Below are 18,343 nucleotides of genomic sequence, written 5' to 3' on the forward strand. Positions count from 1 at the left end.
TTAGAAAGTGGAAGCTGGAAAAGAAGCTGGAAGTTAATGTTAATTATACAAAAATTGATTATGACCATAAAAATCACCTTTAAAAAGGACAAAAAACACAAAATTTTTGGTCTGTATTGCTTCCAGCTCCCAGTTTCAAATTCATAAATTTTACATACGGATACCCTTAAATGTTTATGATCATTTTCCTGATCATCTAAAACTATCTTTCACAACAAAGCAGCAAGATATCCTGTTATGAAATAAATAAAATAATCTAAGTTGTCTGTAACAAATTTATCTTTTCAGCGTCTAACCGAATAGTAGTAATACATTATGAAAAAAACTATATTCGCTTTATCGCTTTTAAGTTCTGTGTTTATTTTTTCACAGGAAAAAGGCAAGAACACAACCAATGAGAAACAAATTGACGGAATCGTCATTACCAAAACTAAAAAAGCCGTTGAACAAAAGGCAGACCGTACTGTTTTTGATTTTTCTGAACAACCTCAACTGAATAACGGAAACGTTCTGGAAGGCATAAAGAAGCTTCCAGGGCTTGTAGCAACTGATATTGCGGGAATGATGTATCAGGGGAAAATGCTGGAAGTATTCCTTAACGGAAGACCTTTAAACATTACTTCTAATGATCTGACTTCTTTTCTGGAAGGAATGCCTGCCAACTCTGTAGAAAGAATTGAAGTCATTACGCAACCGGGAGCAGAGTTTCCTGCAACATCCGGTGGTGCTATTATGAACATCATTACGAATAAAAATGCCAATAAATATTTAACGGCTACTTATTCCGGAAATTATTCTTTCACAAATTATGATCAATACAGAAGCAGAACTACCAATTCCGTAAATTTAAATGCAAGAAATAAATATTTCGGATGGCAGCTTAATGTAGGGCAAAATTACCGTGAAAGTATGCTTAATGGTCAGCAGGATGAACTTTTAAAAAGTCATACAGACAGATATGCACGCGGATATTTTGCAAAGTCAGGATTGAGTTTTGATCTAGGGCAGGACAGGTTATTATTAAACTACGATATTTATCATAACAATAATGATAACTATACTTTAAGTGACGGACATGGTGATTTACCATTCAAGAGAGATGTAAAGGATTTAAGAGAGGCTTTTTATAATTCTTCGGATGTTGCCCATACCAATACTTCAAGGCAAGAAGCAGTAGTAACGTATCAGAAACGTTTTGCTGACAAATCTCAAAAGCTTGATTTCCAATTTGGCTATACAAGGTCTGATACTAAATTCTCACAGGACAATTACTTTCAGGATGGTATGTTTGTAGGCTACCCTGGAGTTCCTCTTGACAGCCCTACCAATGGTTTAAAAGATATTCTGAACAATAAAGCTGTGATGAACATAGCTAATTTCAAAGTAGATTACGCCCAGCCAATCAAACTTCTTGATGGTGGAAAAGTAAGCTTTGGCGGATTGTATGAAAAACAAAATTATGATACAAAAAGTTTTGGCTTGACCAATCTTGAATACCAGAGACAAACTGCTTCCACTTATCTTGAATTTCAGGCTAAACTGAAAAAGTTCGATTTCACACTGGGTACCCGTGCTGAAAACTATGATATTTCAGGAATTACAAGGTATTTTGATAAAGATGAAAAGCTGAAACAAGCTGATTTGATTCCTTTCAATAAATTTAAATTTTTCCCGAATGCAAGTGTACAATATAGCATGATGAATCAGGTTTATATTGCTGCCAATTACAACAGAAAAATTAGTTTGCCAAGTATTTCAGCTCTAAACCCAAATAATGTAACATTTTCCGGACCAAGTACTGAAGTAAATGGTAACCCGAATCTACAGCCTACCATTTTCGATAACTATGAAATAAAAGTTTCAGCATTTGACTATGCTTTTATTGGGTATAGTGTAAGCTCTGCAAGCAATCAGGTGGCACAGATTATCAAAAAGGACGGAAGAAAACTCTTTAACGAGCAAGTGAATATTTCGAATATGAGAATTCACAACTTTAATATTGGATTACCAGTGCCTTTTATGATTTTCAGTAAGCCTTTAAAGGATGTTATGAAGTTTAATTTTAATCCTGATAAAATAAATTTCATGTATTTATATGCCGGCTATCAGAAACATGAAATTGATAATCTGAATAATAAGGGATTCTGGATTTTCAATATCATGACTCAGATTATCTTGCCTAAAGATATTAAGCTGACTGCCAATTACAGCTACCTAACTCCCAAAGCAGGATATTTCTATTTTACCGCAGAGAAACCTTTCAACAACTCTCTTGATCTTACGCTGACAAAGAAATTCATGAGTAACCGTCTGACAGTTTCTGTTTTTGCGAATGATATTTTCAACGGACAAATGATGCAGGTACGTTCTAATCCACCGTCAGGAAATCCTGTAATGATCAGCAGTAAATATGATACCAGAAATTTCGGAATTTCCATCAATTATAAAATTCCAACAAAAAATAAATTGGCAAAAGAGGATGCTAATATCCTGAACCAAACCAAAAAAGAGGATAATGGCGGAGTTATGCAGCAAGGACAGTAATAGATTAAATGATTAATAACCAAAAATGAGGCAGTGATACAATTACTGCCTCATTTTTATTTCCTTATAGCATGGGAAGTATATTTCACAGATTGAGCTGATGTTAGAAATCTAAGGTTTCGAATCTCCAGTTCAGTGTATCAATCAATGTTAACTGATTTAAAGTTACGGGAAGTTCTGTAATAATTTTCAAGGTCTGAAGCGCCATCATACTGCCTACAATTCCCGGGAGAGCTCCCAAAACCCCCAAACTGTCACAATCCGGAACATCTTCATCGAAAGGAGGATCAGGAAATAAATCACGCAAATTTTTGCTTCCCTTATGATTAAATACTGCTACCTGTCCTGAAAAGCCGAGAATACTTCCATAAACCAATGTTTTTCCTAAAGCTACACAGGCATCATTCACCAGGTATCTTGTAGAGAAATTATCTGATCCATCTATCATAACATCGTATTGAGAAAGGATTTCTGAAACATTAGAAACATTAATCTTTTCTTCTATAGCAACTACTTTCACCTGATGATTAAGGTTTTGAACAAACTTTTCAGCACTTTTTACTTTGTACTCTCCTACACCATTTTCGTTGTGGATAGTTTGACGATTCAGATTGTGAAGTTCCACACGATCAAAGTCCACAATTCCTAAGTTTCCCACTCCAGCCGCCGCCAGATATTGAATGACCGGACTGCCCAATCCTCCTGCTCCTATGACAAGTACTTTCGAAGCCATGATCTTCTTTTGTCCTTCTAAACCTATTTCATCAATAAAAATCTGCCGGCTGTATCTTTTAAAAATGTCTTCCTGTTTCATGCTAAGCTATACTATTTAAACACCGCTATAAACAGAATCCCAATCCTTCATTACCGGATCATACCCTGATTTTTTAATCATAGATTTAATTTCCTCCATGCTTCTTTCGTCACTGGTTTCAAATTGTTCCAGAGATTCTTTATCCACAGCATATCCACCCGGATTTGTTTTTGATCCCGCGCTCATTGTGGTAGCTCCCAGTGAAACAATATGATTCCTGAAGGTTTCATTTTCCCTCGTGGATATTGATATCTCAAGATCTTCGTTCCATATCCTGTAAGCACAGATCAGTTGCAGCAGATCTTTATCTTCCATGATAAAGTTGGGTTCAATAATTCCTTCTGCCGGTCTGAGTCTCGGAAATGATACTGAAAATTTACTTTTCCAATATTGCTTCTGTAGATAATCGATATGAAGAGCGTTGAAAAAACTATCTACACGCCAGTCTTCCAAACCAAGTAACACGCCGAGACCCATTTTATGAATTCCCGCCCTTCCTATTCTGTCCGGAGTTTCCAGGCGGTAGTGAAAGTTGGATTTTTTTCCTTTTGGATGATATTCTTTATAAACATCCTCATGATAAGTTTCCTGATATACCAATACGGAATGTACTCCTTCTTCATGAAGCAACTTGTACTCTTTTTCTTCCAAAGGTTGTACTTCAATAGAAATACTGGAAAAATGAGGTCTTAATAAACGAACGGCATTCTGAAAGTAAGGAACTCCGACAATTTTATTTGCCTCTCCACTTACAAGCAAAACATGATTAACTCCCATTGATTTTAAAACGGAGGTTTCTATCATAAGTTCTGAATCGGTAAGTGTTTTTCTTCTTAGGCTATTATCAAGACTAAAACCACAATAGGTACAAATATTTTGACATTCATTGCTTAAATACAATGGCGCATACAGCTGAATGGTCTTTCCAAAGCGTTTTTGGGTAAGCGCTCTTGTCATTGTTGCCATCAGTTCCAATTCTTGAGAAGCTGCCGGTGAAAGCAGGTTCAGAAAATCATCCATTGTCTTGTTTCTTCTCTGAAGACTGTTCCGAACCTCGGAAATTGTTACTTTTTCAAGTCTGGTTTTTACTTCATCCCACTGGTACTGTTCGAAAACCTCCTTAAAACTATTCATGATTCTGATTTTTATTCAAACAAAAAAGAAGTTAGCGGGCTTGAAGCTTCTGCATGATCAGCAATAGCTCCCAGACCGGATTCAAATGCTCTTCTTCCGGCAATAACTCCTTCTTTAAAAGCTACAGCCATATTCACAGGGTTTCTGGCTACTGCAATTGCGGTATTAACAAGGACGGCATCTGCTCCCATTTCCATAGCTTTTGCCGCGTCTGAAGGTGCACCTATCCCTGCATCTACAACTACAGGAACATTACTCTGGCTGATGATGATCTCTAAGAAGTCTAAAGTTCTTAATCCCTTATTAGTTCCAATAGGTGCTCCCAAAGGCATGACTACAGCGGTTCCTGCATCTTCCAGACGTTTACATAGAACAGGGTCAGCATGAATATATGGCATGACAACAAACCCCAGCTTAGCAAGTTCTTCTGTCGCATATAAGGTTTCAATAGGATCAGGAAGTAAATATTTCGGATCCGGATGAATTTCCAGCTTTACCCAGTTAGTTTCCAGGGCTTCTCTTGCCAATTGCGCTGCTAACACCGCTTCTTTTGCCGTTCTTGCTCCCGATGTGTTGGGCAAAAGGTGAACATTGGTACCTTTCAATGAATCCAAAAGATCATCTTCTTCAGATTGAGCATCAATTCTTTTCAATGCCATGGTGACCATATTGGATTCTGAAGCTACAACTGAAGCTGCCATATCCTGAAGAGATCCGAATTTTCCTGTTCCTAAAAACAATCTTGATTCAAAGGTTCTGTCTGCTATTATTAATTTTTGATTATGCATAAATCATTGCTTTTTTAAATTCATTAATGATGGACGGCTCGTTTGTAATTTGACCTGATACGGCTACTCCATAAATTCCTGCCTCCTGTAAAGACTGAATATCTTCGAAAGTGACTCCTCCAATGGCAAATATTTTTGGTATTTCCACAGTTTTTTCCTTTAAATGATTAATAATTCCCTGATAACCTTCAAATCCAAGAATAGGACTGAGATTTTCTTTTGTAGAAGTAAATTTTAAAGGTCCTAAACCGATATAATCACAAGATTCTTCTATTCTTTGAAGGACATCAGAGATGGTATTGGCAGTTCCTCCAATGATTTTATTTTCACCTAAAATAAGCCTTGCCTCGTTGATAGAACCATCACTTAATCCTAAATGAACGCCATCAACATCAATCTTTTTTGCCAGCTGAACATTATCGTTGATAATACAAACCGATTGATATTCTGAACAAAGCTGCTTAGAAGTTTCACAAAGGGTGATCAACTCATTTTCCGGAGCATTTTTCCAGCGGATTTGCACCCATTTTATCCCATTGTCCAAAGCTTTTCGGATATTAAGCTCCTGCTCTTGCATCGTCTTTCCCTGTGAGATGTATTGTAATTTTTCCATATGACTATGAATGTGTTCCCAATAAAGAGGGATTACTTTTTAAAAATTTCTCGATATATAATTTTCCGTTTTTACAGGCTGTTTTCAGATTTGCTCCTTTTGCCAGCTCTCCTGCAATGGCTGAAGAAAGAACACATCCAGATCCATGTTTAGGATAGTATATGCTCTTTTCATCTGTTGGGTTTAAAAGAGTTTCTGCTCCTTCTTCAACTAAAACATCCGTTCCCAAACGATCTTCTCTGTGTCCTCCTTTAATAAGTATGGAGCATAAATTTTGATCTGATAAAAGATTATTATCTTTTAAAACCCTATATTCATTATAGTTTGGAGTAATAAGACTGATCTTGTTCAGGATATTCTTTAGCAGAGGAAGTGTCTCAAGATTGAAAAAAGTGAATTCTGATGTGCTTTTCAAAACGGGATCCCAAACGATTTGAGTTTCATTATTACAAGCCTTAATCGTATTAATGATATCTTTCAGAAATTCTGCGTCTTTTACAATTCCGATTTTAACTACAGAAACGGGATAATGATTCATCAAAACCTTAATTTCCTGTATAATTTTATCTATGGGTCTCCATTTTAAACTAAAACATTGTGATTCAGTCTGTAATGTAAGTGCAGTACATACACCCATTCCCATAATATGGAGTTGTTCCAGCGTTTTAATATCTGATAACAATCCCGCTCCTCCACTTGGATCAAACCCTGCGATACTTATAACAAAAGGGCGTTCTTTCTGCATTTTCTAAAAACGTTTAATGGTTCATCACTTTCCCAAATTGCTCCTAACAAAGCTGCTCCATCAACTCCAAGCTCAAAAACATTCCGAATACGGCTGTCATCAATACCACCCAAAGCCACCAGCTTTACATCCGGATTGTTTCTTTCCCGTAAAGTTTCTTTTACTGTTGAATCAATTCCATATCCTTTTTTGGAAATACTTGGAAAGAATGGGCTTATGAAGGCATATTCCCATTCTTTTTCCAAGGTATTATAAGTAGTAATCTCATGAACAGACGTTGAAATTGTATTTCCATTCATAAAAGGCTTATATTTTCCCTTTTTCCTGTCTTCTTCTCTAAAGTGAAATCTGGAAATTTTATAATTTTTCGCAAGATCATAATGACTGTGCAATACCAGCTGCGCATAAAATGACTCATTAATACTGTTGATAAATTCAGTCATCTCTTCTCTGCTGAACCACGGTTTTCTGATATGAAGAAAATCCAGCCCTTCATGAAACATCTGATTGATGGTTTCCGATTCGTTTGGAACTATTGTCTCAGGAGTGATGACGAGTATCATATATAAATTTCCTTTCCTTTTTCAATAAATTCCTGGGACTTATCAAACATTCCCTGCTCTGCAGACTCACGGATTTCCTGTGTGATCTTCATTGAGCAGAACTTCGGTCCGCACATTGAACAGAAATGAGCGATTTTAGCTCCGTCAGCCGGAAGTGTTTCGTCATGATACGCTCTTGCCGTATCCGGATCTAATGAAAGGTTGAACTGGTCTTCCCATCTGAATTCAAACCTTGCTTTACTTAACGCGTTATCTCTGTATTGAGCTCCCGGATGTCCTTTTGCCAGATCGGCTGCATGAGCTGCAAGTTTATAGGTAATTACTCCTACTTTTACATCTTCTTTATTGGGAAGACCTAAGTGTTCTTTTGGTGTTACATAACAAAGCATTGCACATCCAAACCATCCGATCATTGCCGCTCCGATTCCTGAAGTGATATGATCATATCCTGGTGCAATATCAGTCGTCAACGGACCTAAGGTATAAAATGGAGCTTCGTCACACACTTCCAATTGCTTCTCCATGTTTTCCTTGATCATATGCATCGGAACATGCCCCGGACCTTCAATCATAACCTGTACATTATGTTTCCAGGCAATTTTTGTCAGTTCACCTAAAGTTTCCAGTTCTGCAAACTGGGCCGCATCATTAGCATCTGCAATAGATCCCGGACGTAGCCCGTCCCCTAAAGAGAAAGCCACATCATACTTCTTCATGATCTCACAGATCTCCTCAAAATGAGTGTATAAAAAGTTTTCTTTATGATGATAAAGGCACCATTTTGCCATGATAGACCCTCCTCTGGAAACAATTCCTGTCACTCTGTTTGCGGTCAGATGAATGTATCTTAAAAGTACTCCTGCATGAATGGTGAAATAAGAAACGCCCTGTTCCGCCTGTTCAATCAGTGTATCTTTAAAAACCTCCCAAGTCAGATCTTCAGGAACTCCTTTTACTTTTTCCAATGCCTGATAAATAGGAACTGTACCAATAGGGACCGGACTATTTCTGATAATCCATTCTCTTGTTTCATGAATATTTTTTCCTGTGGAAAGATCCATAATGGTATCTGCGCCCCATCTACAAGCCCAAACCGCTTTTTCCACTTCTTCTTCAATACTTGATGAAACAGCACTGTTTCCGATATTTGCATTGATCTTCACCAGAAAGTTTCGCCCGATGATCATTGGTTCACTTTCCGGATGGTTGATATTATTGGGAATAATAGCTCTTCCTGCTGCAATTTCGTCTCTTACAAACTCCGGAGTAATTTTACTCTTGGGCGTATTGGCACCGAAACTATTTCCGATGTGCTGGCAAGCCATTTCTTTTGGAACGGAATTAAGCTGCTCAATTTTTTGATTTTCCCTGATGGCAACATATTCCATTTCCGGCGTGATGATTCCCTGTTTTGCATAATAAAGCTGGGTAAGTTCTTTTCCTTCCTGTGCTACTTTTGGCTTATGATCATAGGAGAAACGCAATTCATCAAGTTTAGGATCTGCTAAACGGGCTTTTCCGTATTCTGAAGTAATTCCATCCAGAATATTGACATCTTTTCTGTCCAGAATCCATTGTTCTCTTATTCTTGGTAATCCTTTCTGGATATCGATTACTGCGTTTTCATCCGTATAAGGACCTGATGTGTCATAAATAGTAACCGGAGCATTTTCTTCAAAATTTCCATTGGTAAGCTTTGTAGGACTAAGCTTTATTTCGCGCATTGCTACATTGATAGGATGAATTTTTCCTTCAATATAAATTTTCTTTGAGTTCGGAAATGGCGAACATGTGATTGAATGAGCCATAATATTGGTATTAAGTATGAGAATTAACCGCCTTGAGTGGCAGTAATGATTAAAACTGAATCTTGATCTTTAAGGGATGTTTCTGCCCAGGCAGACAGTGGGATGATACGATTATTGAGCGCTACAGCAATACCTTTCTTTTTTCCGGGTAATTCCATAGCCAATAGTGCTTCCAGGTTTTCCGGAAGTATATCGAATGTTTTTCGGGTGTGGTTGATAATAAGTTCCATTCCTAATAATTTAAATATACTTTAGGAATGGCTATTATTGTACAATAGAATGTACAGCAAAAGTCATCTACTTTTCCCTACGCTGGTATGATCCAGATCAGGTTCAAAGGGTAAAGTCTCAGTCTGTAAAAACAGACACCCCTAAAGTGTGGGACGAAGTTAGGTATTTTTTCAGAACGGGCAAAATTGAATTTGAATAGAAATAAAAAAGGTTAGAAACTTTATTTCTAACCTTTTAATAATTTATTCTTCACAAGCTCTCCAAATCGCATCATTCTGCGGAACAGGAGCTATAATTTCAATTTCTTCTTTGGTAACAGGATGAATGAATTCTAATTTTCTTGCATGAAGATTAATTCCTCCGTCCGGATTAGAGCGTGGAGCACCATATTTAAGATCTCCTTTAATTGGAACTCCTGTTTTGGATAACTGAGCACGGATCTGATGATGTCTTCCGGTTTCAAGATCAATTTCAAGAAGTAGATAATTATCCAATGTTTTTATCACATGATAAGTAAGGATCGCTTCTTTTGCTCCTTCTGTAGCCTTCGGGAAAACAATAGCTTTATTATTCTTCTCGTTTTTCTTTAAATAATGAACCAGCCTCTGAGTCTGTGGAATCATTTCTTTTCCCACAACAGCCCAATAGGTTTTCTTAACCTCACGGTTCTTCACCATCTGAGTAAGACGCGAAAGTGCCTTGGAAGTTTTTGCATAGATTACCAAGCCTGAAGTAGGACGGTCTATACGATGAACCAAGCCGAGAAAAACATTACCCGGCTTAGCATCTCTTATTTTTATATAATTCTTAATTGATTCTAATAGTGATTCATCGCCGGTTTTATCACCCTGTACAAGCTGCCCGACTTTTTTATTGATCACCAGAAGATGGTTATCCTCATATACAATCTGCTCCTTCATAATTTTTCAGACTACCTGTTTCTGCTTCTATTGGACATTGAAAGAATAATCCCTGCCAAAAGACCAATTGTTTTAAGTGCCGAAAGATTTGATGAATCCGGTAAAAATGCTCCTACTACACAAATTCCTGCCGCTGCATACATTGCATACATGAAATTTTTATTCGTAAGTAACGGCGCCTGAATAAAGAAGCTTGCCCCTATTAAAACATAGAATACCTTTCTGGAAAGTAAATGATTGATCTCCGGAGAAAATAAATTAAACCAGCCAATAGCTAAGCAAACTAATGCTGCAATAGATAAAATTCCCTGGATAGATTGTTGTTGGTTCTGCATGAATTAATAACTTTCGTTTTGGTTTGGAAAATCTACGTTCTTTACATCTTTTACATATTGAGAAACGGCTCCTGTAATTTCAGTATAAAGATCAAGGTATCTTCTTAAGAATTTAGGACTGAAACCTTTGTTCATCCCAACCATATCATGATATACAAGTACCTGACCATCACAGTCTGCACCTGCTCCAATACCAATAGTAGGAATAGAGATACTTTCAGTCACTTTCTTAGCTAAATCAGCTGGAATTTTCTCCAAAACCACAGAAAAACATCCTAATTCTTCCAAAAGCTGTGCGTCAGCGATCAGTTTTTCAGCCTCCGCCTCTTCTTTTGCTCTTACTTTATAAGTTCCGAATTTATAGATCGATTGCGGTGTTAATCCTAAGTGTCCCATGACAGGAATTCCGGCATTGATGATTTTTTTAATTGATTTTGAAATTTCTTTTCCTCCTTCAATTTTCACTGCATGCGCTCCTCCTTCTTTCATCATTCTTACGGCAGACTCTAATGCTTTTTCAGGATTACTCTGATAAGTTCCGAAAGGAAGATCCGCTACCACCAAAGCTCTGTCAGTTCCTCTTACCACACTTTGAGCATGGTAGATCATTTGGTCTAAAGTAATAGGCAACGTAGTTTCAAAACCAGCCATTACATTTGCCGCAGAGTCTCCAATCAAAATAGCATCTACTCCACCTGCATCTACCATTTTTGCTGTGGTAAAATCATAAGCAGTAAGCATTGTTATTTTTTCCTTGTCGAATTTCATTTTACGCAAGGTTTCAGTTGTAACTTTTTTAATTTCAGAGTGAACAGACATAATTTATCTATTTTTAAAAGTTAAAAAGTCGGCATTGAGCCGACTTAAGTTTTGTATGATTTTTATAAAACTACGTGACCGAGTTTCATGAGTTTGTCGTGATTCAGAATTTTGATATTTCTTCCGTCCACTTCAATCAGGCTATCCTGTTTGAATTCGGAAATCAGACGAATGGCACTTTCTGTAGCTGTACCGATAATATTGGCAATTTCTTCTCGGGTTAAGGAGATTTTGATGAAACCTTCAGGATCTACTCCCAACTTCTGTTCTAAAAGCAGTAGTATTTCCGCAAGTCTTTCTCTCACCGTTTTCTGTGCAAGGAAGGTAATCGTATTAGAAGATTCTCCTAATTCGTATGAAATTTTTTGAAGCATTACGAAAGATAACTGTGGGTCTACTTCCAATAGATACATGAAGATATCTGCCGGTAAGAAAACACACTCAATATCCGTCATGGCTTCTGCTTTTGCTTGGAAGTTTTCTCCACAAAGCAAAGAACGATAGCCGATGATATCCCCCTCTTTGATAAATCTTAAAATCTGATCTTTTCCAAAAGCTCCTGATTTTGAAAGTTTAGCGGCTCCTTTTTCAAGCACAAACACTCCCTTGGGAGTTTCTCCGTCCTCGAAAATAGTATCGTGTTTCTGAAAACTCAATCTTTTTTTACCGTTAATATATTTTTCAAAATCTGCGCTAGAAAGTCTTTCCTTAAATGATTTATCATTAAAAACTCTGGCGAACCTCTCTTCAATTGCTATCTGTTGTTCCTGCGGCATGTTTATATGATATTTATCACAAAAATAGAACTTTTTAACTCGATAAACAAAAAAAATTGTTATAATTTTGTAGTTCAATATTTTAGGGAGGTGAGCGAGAACTGTTTTCATTGTGGTCAAGGTATAGAAAAAGAGAGAATTTTGTTTGATGAAAAGACTTTCTGTTGCAACGGATGCAAATCTGTTTATGAAATTCTGAACACGAATAATTTAAGTAATTTCTATGAGCTGAATAAGGGTGCCGGAATTCGTCCCGGTGATGAAAGTTCTACTCAGTTCGCTTATCTTGATACCCCGGAAATCTTTGAAAAAGTCACTGATTTCTCTGAGGGAAACACCAGTCTTGTTACATTCAAAATCCCTGTAATCCATTGTTCTTCTTGTATTTGGTTATTAGAAAGTCTTCATACGCTGAATGACCATATTAAATACTCACAGGTTAACTTTACAAGAAAGACCTTACAGGTTTCATTCAATCATAACGACTTAAAATTAAGCGAACTAGCTAATTTTTTAACCAATTTGGGATACAAACCTGTCATCAGTCTTGAAACTGCTGAAAAAAATGTTGATCATCTGGACAAATCTCTCCTTGTAAAATTTGCTATTGCCGGCTTCGCTTTTGGAAACGGAATGTTCTTAGCATTCCCCGAATATGTAGGCGGTGAAGATTATTGGATGGAGCACTACAAAGGACTTTTCAGAGTATTGATGTTCTTACTGGCATGTCCGGTTGTATTTTACTCGGCTTCAGATTACTACAAATCCGCATGGTACGGACTCAAAAATAAAATTGTTAATATTGATGTTCCCATTGTATTGGGAATCTTTGTTCTTTTCGGAAGAAGTATTTATGAAGTAGCCACCGACTATGGTCCAGGGTATTTTGATACTCTTTGCGGGCTTTTATTCTTCATGCTGATGGGAAAACTCTTCCAGAAAAGAACTTATAGCGCGCTATCATATGACAGAGATTATAAATCTTTCTATCCTATAGCCGTAACAAAAGTAGATTTTGACGGGAAACAGGAAAATATTCTTCTTTCTGAGATAAAAGTGGGTGACAGAATTTTGGTTAGAAACCAGGAAATCATCCCTGTAGATGCAATTCTTATTAACGGAGAAGGTAATATAGACAACAGTTTCATTACGGGAGAGAGCGAAAGTATCAGCAAACAGCCTGGAGATAAAATTTTCGCAGGTGGTAAGCAGGTTGGATCATCTTTAGAACTTGAAGTGATCAAAGATGTAGACCAAAGTTACCTTACCCAGCTATGGAATAAGGAAGCTTTCAAAAAACATGAAACAGGGCTTGATACATTAACAAACAATATCAGTAAATATTTCACATTCATCATTTTAGGCATTGCACTGATCTCAGGAATTTATTGGGCTTTCATCGATTTAGAGAAAATGTTCCAGGTCGTTTCAGCCATTCTTATTATTGCCTGCCCATGTGCGCTTGCACTTTCTGCACCGTTTACTTTTGGTCACATTATGAGGATTTTAGGTCGAAATAAGTTTTACGTAAAAGACACTTTAACGATTGAAAAAATCGCAAAATTGGATACTATTGTTTTTGATAAAACAGGAACAATAACTCATAGAAAAAAAGCTAACATCAAATACGATGGCAGCATAATTCAGGAATTTGATTTACTGAATATCAAAAGCTTACTGAAGAACTCAAACCACCCGCTTTCCAAATCACTTTATGACTTCATTGAAGTGAATGACGATTATTTCCCGGTTGAAAACTTCCAGGAGATTTCAGGAAAAGGATATGTAGCAAGTGTAAGAGGAAATATTTATAAAATTGGATCCGCACGATATAATAATCAGGAACCAAAGAACTTAGAAACAGCGGTATATATCAGTAAAAATAACGAATTCTTAGGTAAGTTTATTTTCAAAAATGAATACCGTCCTAGGCTTAAAGATTTATTCCAAAAATTAACCAACTACAAAATATTTATCCTGAGCGGAGATAATTCTTCAGAGGAAACTCAGCTGAAAGAACTTATTCCAAATTATAAGGGAATGGCTTTCAATCAAAGCCCGGAGGACAAGTTGAATTACATTAAAAACCTTCAGGATCAGCATATGAAAGTAGCAATGCTGGGAGACGGACTGAATGATGCCGGAGCTTTAAAACAAAGCAATGTAGGTATTGCTATCGCGGACGACACCAACAGCTTCACTCCTTCTTCTGACGTTATCATGAACGGGGAAAAAGTAGTGAGTCTGGACAATTACCTGAACGTTTGTAAGGGCTCTATCACCATTGTGAAAATGACATTTATAATCAGTTTTCTTTACAATATTGTTGGGTTAAGTTACGCAGTTACAGGACACATGCATCCGCTATTTGCGGCTCTCATTATGCCTGCAAGCTCCATCACGGTAGTTACATTTACGACAGTTTCAACATGGATACTGGGTCGAAAATACTTCAAAAAACAGGCGTAAACCCGCTTATTTAGACTGATTTTAAATTAGCTGAAATCCGCATTTCGTGATGAATGTCATTATTTTTCACTAAATTTGAACCCCGAAAATAGGTTAATTTTGTTGTCCAATGGATATTCTATATTTAATGATCGTCTGCAGTGTTTCTTTAGCTGCGATCTTCCTGGTCGTATTTATAGTGTATGCCAGAAAAGGGCAGTTTGAAGATGATGAATCTCCTGCTGTCAGAATCCTTTTTGATGATGAAGTCAAAGAAAAAGATGAAACTGGCGACAAAAATAAAGACGAAAAAGAAATAGGAGAAAATAATAAAAATTGAGAAAAATAGTGAATAGTTGATATGGAAACACAAAAGTTTAGTTATGACAACAGTATTGTCCGTGCGTTTCTCTATGCGACCATTATCTTTGGTTTCATAGGATTTACGTTTGGGCTTACGGCGGCATTAATGCTTTTCTACCCTGAATTACCAGAGTTCTTTTTCGGGACAGATGATACAACCATTAAAAGTTTAGCATCGGGTAATATTCAAGGTTTAATAAACACTCATGGTGCATTCGGTTTTGGTAGAATCAGAATGCTACACACAAATACCGTGATCTTCGCGTTCGTGTGTAATATCGTTTATGTAGGGGTATATTACTCTACACAGCGATTATTGAAAACAAGAATGTATAGTGATACATTATCTTGGATCCACTTCTGGACTTGGCAGTTTATGATCGTGGCTACGTTCATTACCTTCTTTATGGGTATTAATACTTCTAAAGAATATGCTGAGCACGAATGGCCAATTGATATTTTGATTGCTATCTCTTGGATCATTTTCGGGGTAAACATGATTATGACTATTTCGAAGAGAAGAGTGAGACACCTTTATGTAGCCATCTGGTTCTATTTAGGTACTTGGGTTGCAGTAGCAATGCTTCACATCTTCAACAATCTTGAGGTTCCATTATCATTCTCTGGCTGGAAGTCTTATTCTGCATATGCAGGAGCAAAAGATGCCATCGTACAATGGTGGTATGGTCACAATGCGGTTGCATTCGTATTGACGACTCCGGTTCTAGGTTTAATGTATTATTTCTTACCAAAAGCAGCAGACAGACCGGTATTCTCATATAAACTGTCTATTATTCACTTTTGGTCATTAATCTTCGTATATATTTGGGCTGGTCCTCACCACCTTCAATATACAGCTCTTCCAGCATGGGCTCAGGCAGTAGGAACTGGTTTCTCTATCATGCTTATCGCACCATCTTGGGGGGGGATGTTAAATGGTCTTCTTACCTTAAGAGGAGCTTGGGATAAAGTAAGAGAAAATCCTATCCTTAAGTTCTTCGTAGTAGCTGTTACTTGTTATGGTATGGCAACGTTCGAAGGTCCTTTATTGGCAACTAAAAACATCAACAAAATTGGTCACTTTACAGACTGGGTTATCGGTCACGTACACTTAGGAGCTCTTGGATGGAATGGTTTCATGGCATTCGGGGTTATCTATTACCTTGTACCAATTATGTGGAGAACAAAAATTTGGTCTGTAAAATTAGCTAACTGGCATTTCTGGTTAGGGACTTTAGGAATTATTTTCTATGCAGTACCAATGTATATTTCAGGATTCACACAAGGATTAATGTGGAAGCAATTCAACCCGGACGGTACCTTATTATGGAAAAACTGGTTGGATACAGTAACTGCGATTATTCCTTACTTTAAAATGAGATTCGTAGGAGGTTTATTCTACATCTCTGGAGCAATCCTAATGATCATTAACGTAATTGCTACCGTAAGAAAAGGTTCATTCCAAAAAGAAGTTCCTGCAGAAGCACCTGCTTTAGCAAATATCGGAAACAAACGTAAAGAAGGAGAAGGATTCCACCTTTGGTTGGAAAGAATGCCAATGCTTTTAACAGTATTATCATTATTTACCATCTCAATCGGAAGTATGGTTGAAATCATCCCTACTCTATCCCTTAAGAAAAGTGTACCTACCATTTCAGCAGTGAAGCCTTATTCTCCGCTTGAATTAGAAGGTAGAGATATCTATATCCGTGAAGGATGTAACGCATGTCACTCTCAGATGATCAGACCATTCAGAGATGAGATCGTAAGATTCAACGGTAAAAACGGACAATACTCTAAAGCAGGTGAGTTCGTATATGACAGACCATTCTTATGGGGTTCTAAGAGAACAGGACCGGATTTACATAGAGAAGGAGGTAAAAACCCAAGTTCTTGGCACTACAAGCACATGTATAACCCAAGATCTACATCTGCAGGTTCTATCATGCCTCGTTACCCTTGGTTAATTGCTACTGACTTAGACAGATCTAAAATGGTAGATAAAATGAAGCTGATGAAGAATACATTTGATGTACCTTACACAAAAGCTGAAATTGACTCTGCAGACAAGTGGGCAAACAACCAATCGGCTAAAATTGTAAAAGATATCTTCTCAGAAGCAAATGACTTGAAAGAGGCTTATGCTAAGAGACCTCAGGGAGAACTAGAGAAAAAAGAAATTGTAGCTCTTATTTCTTACCTACAGAGATTAGGAACAGATATTAAAACAACTGAAATTAAAACAGCAAGTAATAACTAAAACATTAAAAGGTTAGTATGATTCCTCAGAACTTTAAAGATATATTATCCAATACAGAAAATGCTGGCTTCTACCAGACACTGGCTCTGATTTTCTTTATGCTGTTCTTCGTTGCTCTGGTAATCTATGTTTTTAGCAAGCCTAAAAAATATTACAAAGAGGAAGAAGAAGCTCCCCTTGGAGAGGATGAAGATGACGATTTTAATTTAAAAAATTAAACTATTTTTTATGAAACAAAGAACACCTGTTGTTGTAAACATCTTGATAATAATCGGACTTTTAATAGTTTTTTATTATTTGTTTGTGCAGAGCTACGCGTTCCTAGCTTCGCCTTACTTCTGGGGAACTGTTGTAATAGGAAGTATCCTTGCCTTCATCCACAGTGCTATTGGAGATTTGATTGAAAACAACAAATTCAAAAAATTATCTCCGGAAGAGAAAGCTGCTTATTTGGCTGAGAAAAAAATACCTTTCTTCAAAAGAATGTATGCCGCTGCATTTAAAAAGCAATCTGATACTGAGGAAAAAGATATCCTTATCGACCACGGATTCGATGGAATCATGGAGTTGGATAATCAATTACCGAAGTGGTGGGTAGGTTTATTCTATTTTGGGACTGCTTTTTGTATTGTATATATTGCAGCTTATTCATTTACAGATTTCGCTCACCCATTAAGCGAATATGAAAAAGAATACAAAGAGCAAATGGCAAGCATTGCAAAATATGAAAGCGAGCAGCCGCCTGTAACAATTGAAACAGCTAAATATTCAGCTGATAACATTGCAGAAGGAAAAGAATTATTCAAAACAAACTGTGCTTCTTGTCACAAAGAAGACGGTAGTGGAGGTATCGGTCCAAACTTGACAGATAACTTCTGGATCAACCAACCAGAGAAAACGTTATTTAAAAACGTATTCCATATGGACTGGAATGGTTCTCCTACTAACCCTGCGATGAGAGCATTCGGTAAGAACGGAGAGGTTTCTGGAGCTGAAATTGAAAAGATTGCAGCATATGTATATCACATTAACCAGGAATTACCACCAGTGACTCAGGCTCAAGGAGGAGCAGCTCCTCAAGGAACTGAAGCACATTGGGAAAAAGAATAATTTAAAAAATTAGAAACATATGAAAAAAACATAATTTGTTATTACCTTAAAAATAGTAACGAATTATGTTTT

The 18,343-nt window shown here is 37.0% G+C and carries 18 protein-coding genes and 1 riboswitch; of the genes, 6 read left to right on the forward strand and 12 right to left on the reverse strand.

Going from position 1 to position 18,343, the window contains the following annotated elements; translation table 11 throughout:
* The first annotated feature begins 315 nt into the window (after positions 1–315).
* Entirely contained in the window at positions 316–2,544 is a 2,229-nt protein-coding gene (locus AC5YGG_RS14720) for an outer membrane beta-barrel protein (RefSeq protein WP_496145226.1), read from the forward strand.
* A gap of 103 nt (positions 2,545–2,647) precedes the next feature.
* Here the strand turns inward: AC5YGG_RS14720 and AC5YGG_RS14725 are convergent, their stop codons facing one another.
* From AC5YGG_RS14725 to AC5YGG_RS14780, 12 genes are all read right to left on the reverse strand, one after another.
* Complete coding sequence (locus AC5YGG_RS14725) at positions 2,648–3,358, reverse strand: HesA/MoeB/ThiF family protein (protein ID WP_496145227.1); 711 nt, start codon at positions 3,356–3,358, stop codon at positions 2,648–2,650.
* A gap of 15 nt (positions 3,359–3,373) precedes the next feature.
* Complete coding sequence (thiH, locus tag AC5YGG_RS14730) at positions 3,374–4,492, reverse strand: 2-iminoacetate synthase ThiH (RefSeq protein WP_496145228.1); 1,119 nt, start codon at positions 4,490–4,492, stop codon at positions 3,374–3,376.
* 11 nt (positions 4,493–4,503) lie between these two features.
* Positions 4,504–5,280 carry a thiazole synthase gene (locus tag AC5YGG_RS14735; RefSeq protein WP_496145229.1) on the reverse strand — a complete coding sequence of 259 codons (777 nt, stop codon included), beginning with the start codon at positions 5,278–5,280 and terminating at the stop codon, positions 4,504–4,506.
* Positions 5,273–5,893 carry a thiamine phosphate synthase gene (locus AC5YGG_RS14740; protein WP_496145230.1) on the reverse strand — a complete coding sequence of 207 codons (621 nt, stop codon included), beginning with the start codon at positions 5,891–5,893 and terminating at the stop codon, positions 5,273–5,275. The genes AC5YGG_RS14735 and AC5YGG_RS14740 overlap by 8 nt, the downstream gene beginning before the upstream one ends.
* 4 nt (positions 5,894–5,897) lie before the next feature.
* Positions 5,898–6,638: a hydroxymethylpyrimidine/phosphomethylpyrimidine kinase gene (locus AC5YGG_RS14745; RefSeq protein ID WP_496145231.1), complete on the reverse strand. Its 741-nt coding sequence runs from the start codon at positions 6,636–6,638 to the stop codon at positions 5,898–5,900.
* Positions 6,611–7,201: a thiamine phosphate synthase gene (locus tag AC5YGG_RS14750; RefSeq protein ID WP_496145232.1), complete on the reverse strand. Its 591-nt coding sequence runs from the start codon at positions 7,199–7,201 to the stop codon at positions 6,611–6,613. The genes AC5YGG_RS14745 and AC5YGG_RS14750 overlap by 28 nt, the downstream gene beginning before the upstream one ends.
* Complete coding sequence (gene thiC / locus AC5YGG_RS14755; protein ID WP_496145233.1) at positions 7,198–9,009, reverse strand: phosphomethylpyrimidine synthase ThiC; 1,812 nt, start codon at positions 9,007–9,009, stop codon at positions 7,198–7,200. Before thiC ends, AC5YGG_RS14750 begins: the two co-directional genes overlap by 4 nt.
* A gap of 23 nt (positions 9,010–9,032) precedes the next feature.
* Positions 9,033–9,239: a sulfur carrier protein ThiS gene (thiS, locus tag AC5YGG_RS14760; RefSeq protein ID WP_496145234.1), complete on the reverse strand. Its 207-nt coding sequence runs from the start codon at positions 9,237–9,239 to the stop codon at positions 9,033–9,035.
* A 57-nt stretch (positions 9,240–9,296) separates the two neighbouring features.
* Positions 9,297–9,392: riboswitch (TPP riboswitch) on the reverse strand.
* A gap of 90 nt (positions 9,393–9,482) precedes the next feature.
* Entirely contained in the window at positions 9,483–10,163 is a 681-nt protein-coding gene (locus AC5YGG_RS14765; RefSeq protein WP_496145363.1) for an RluA family pseudouridine synthase, read from the reverse strand.
* A gap of 8 nt (positions 10,164–10,171) precedes the next feature.
* Positions 10,172–10,495 (reverse strand): hypothetical protein, encoded by a 324-nt coding sequence (locus tag AC5YGG_RS14770; RefSeq protein ID WP_496145235.1) that lies wholly within the window; start codon positions 10,493–10,495, stop codon positions 10,172–10,174.
* Positions 10,496–10,498: 3 nt separating this feature from the next.
* A complete protein-coding gene (panB, locus tag AC5YGG_RS14775) occupies positions 10,499–11,314 on the reverse strand; it encodes a 3-methyl-2-oxobutanoate hydroxymethyltransferase (RefSeq protein WP_065396421.1) in 816 nt (271 codons plus the stop codon).
* A gap of 62 nt (positions 11,315–11,376) precedes the next feature.
* Positions 11,377–12,090: a Crp/Fnr family transcriptional regulator gene (locus tag AC5YGG_RS14780; RefSeq protein ID WP_065400912.1), complete on the reverse strand. Its 714-nt coding sequence runs from the start codon at positions 12,088–12,090 to the stop codon at positions 11,377–11,379.
* 90 nt (positions 12,091–12,180) lie between these two features.
* Between AC5YGG_RS14780 and AC5YGG_RS14785 the strand changes: the two genes are divergently transcribed.
* From AC5YGG_RS14785 to AC5YGG_RS14805, 5 genes are all read left to right on the forward strand, one after another.
* Positions 12,181–14,559, forward strand: coding sequence for a heavy metal translocating P-type ATPase (locus AC5YGG_RS14785; RefSeq protein WP_496145236.1), 2,379 nt, complete (start codon positions 12,181–12,183; stop codon positions 14,557–14,559).
* 109 nt (positions 14,560–14,668) lie between these two features.
* Complete coding sequence (gene ccoS / locus AC5YGG_RS14790) at positions 14,669–14,878, forward strand: cbb3-type cytochrome oxidase assembly protein CcoS (RefSeq protein WP_068939164.1); 210 nt, start codon at positions 14,669–14,671, stop codon at positions 14,876–14,878.
* Between the two features lie 21 nt (positions 14,879–14,899).
* Positions 14,900–17,161, forward strand: coding sequence for a cytochrome-c oxidase, cbb3-type subunit I (gene ccoN / locus AC5YGG_RS14795; protein ID WP_496145237.1), 2,262 nt, complete (start codon positions 14,900–14,902; stop codon positions 17,159–17,161).
* Positions 17,162–17,178: 17 nt separating this feature from the next.
* The gene (locus tag AC5YGG_RS14800; protein WP_045501410.1) at positions 17,179–17,379 is read left to right on the forward strand and encodes a cbb3-type cytochrome oxidase subunit 3; all 201 of its coding nucleotides are present in this window, start codon (positions 17,179–17,181) and stop codon (positions 17,377–17,379) included.
* Positions 17,380–17,389: 10 nt separating this feature from the next.
* Positions 17,390–18,271, forward strand: a complete 882-nt coding sequence (locus AC5YGG_RS14805) for a cbb3-type cytochrome c oxidase N-terminal domain-containing protein (RefSeq protein WP_496145238.1) — start codon at positions 17,390–17,392, stop codon at positions 18,269–18,271.
* Positions 18,272–18,343: the final 72 nt, after the last annotated feature.

The organism is Chryseobacterium sp. CS2K3, from assembly GCF_059515185.1.

Excerpts from the sequence above, each read along its gene's own strand:
- AC5YGG_RS14725 (WP_496145227.1), bottom strand. The coding sequence starts at position 3,358 with ATGAAACAGGAAGACATTTTTAAAAGATACAGCCGGCAGATTTTTATT.
- thiH (WP_496145228.1), bottom strand. The coding sequence starts at position 4,492 with ATGAATAGTTTTAAGGAGGTTTTCGAACAGTACCAGTGGGATGAAGTA.
- thiC (WP_496145233.1), bottom strand. The coding sequence starts at position 9,009 with ATGGCTCATTCAATCACATGTTCGCCATTTCCGAACTCAAAGAAAATT.
- AC5YGG_RS14735 (WP_496145229.1), bottom strand. The coding sequence starts at position 5,280 with ATGCATAATCAAAAATTAATAATAGCAGACAGAACCTTTGAATCAAGA.
- AC5YGG_RS14780 (WP_065400912.1), bottom strand. The coding sequence starts at position 12,090 with ATGCCGCAGGAACAACAGATAGCAATTGAAGAGAGGTTCGCCAGAGTT.
- AC5YGG_RS14800 (WP_045501410.1), top strand. The coding sequence starts at position 17,179 with ATGATTCCTCAGAACTTTAAAGATATATTATCCAATACAGAAAATGCT.
- AC5YGG_RS14745 (WP_496145231.1), bottom strand. The coding sequence starts at position 6,638 with ATGCAGAAAGAACGCCCTTTTGTTATAAGTATCGCAGGGTTTGATCCA.
- panB (WP_065396421.1), bottom strand. The coding sequence starts at position 11,314 with ATGTCTGTTCACTCTGAAATTAAAAAAGTTACAACTGAAACCTTGCGT.
- ccoS (WP_068939164.1), top strand. The coding sequence starts at position 14,669 with ATGGATATTCTATATTTAATGATCGTCTGCAGTGTTTCTTTAGCTGCG.
- AC5YGG_RS14770 (WP_496145235.1), bottom strand. The coding sequence starts at position 10,495 with ATGCAGAACCAACAACAATCTATCCAGGGAATTTTATCTATTGCAGCA.
- AC5YGG_RS14805 (WP_496145238.1), top strand. The coding sequence starts at position 17,390 with ATGAAACAAAGAACACCTGTTGTTGTAAACATCTTGATAATAATCGGA.
- AC5YGG_RS14750 (WP_496145232.1), bottom strand. The coding sequence starts at position 7,201 with ATGATACTCGTCATCACTCCTGAGACAATAGTTCCAAACGAATCGGAA.
- ccoN (WP_496145237.1), top strand. The coding sequence starts at position 14,900 with ATGGAAACACAAAAGTTTAGTTATGACAACAGTATTGTCCGTGCGTTT.
- AC5YGG_RS14720 (WP_496145226.1), top strand. The coding sequence starts at position 316 with ATGAAAAAAACTATATTCGCTTTATCGCTTTTAAGTTCTGTGTTTATT.
- AC5YGG_RS14740 (WP_496145230.1), bottom strand. The coding sequence starts at position 5,893 with ATGGAAAAATTACAATACATCTCACAGGGAAAGACGATGCAAGAGCAG.
- thiS (WP_496145234.1), bottom strand. The coding sequence starts at position 9,239 with ATGGAACTTATTATCAACCACACCCGAAAAACATTCGATATACTTCCG.